The organism is Campylobacter sp. P255 (assembly GCF_003627915.1).
GTDB lineage: Bacteria > Campylobacterota > Campylobacteria > Campylobacterales > Campylobacteraceae > Campylobacter_D.
Genome location: NZ_NREN01000034.1, coordinates 1 through 488, shown reverse-complemented (window position 1 = coordinate 488; position 488 = coordinate 1). Strand labels below are relative to the sequence as shown.

Here is a 488-nt window from a genome sequence, read left to right as displayed (position 1 = left end):
GTTCTAGATGAGGACGCTCAATCAAAGCAGATAATGAGTGGGCCAATGCCGACAAGTTCCACAAGGCAATACTAGGTTGCTTGTCGAACGCATAACGACCTTGATAGTCAGAGTGGTTACAAATGTAACTAGGATCATAATCATCTAAGAACGCAAATGGCCCGTAATCAAATGTCTGCCCGAGTATCGACATGTTGTCAGTGTTCATCACGCCATGAGCAAACCCGTATGCTTGCCAATACGCAATCATGTGGGCGGTATTCGTTACCACTCGATTGAACATTGCAGCATAAGGTTGGGATTGTTCAGCACACTCAGGCCAATACCATTCGATCACTTTATCTGCTAGCAGCTTAAGCTCTTCTAGTTGATTGGTGTAAAAGAAGTGTTCGAAGTGACCAAATCGGATATGGCTGTCAGCGACACGCACTAACAACGCACCCTGCTCACATTTTTCGCGATAAACAGGCGTTTCACTGGTCAGCATG

General features: G+C 45.7%; 1 protein-coding gene. It reads right to left on the bottom strand.

The features are described 5' to 3' along the window. On the bottom strand, positions 1 to 488 hold a 488-nt coding region (locus CKA54_RS07615; protein WP_172586687.1), incomplete at both ends, for a protein adenylyltransferase SelO family protein.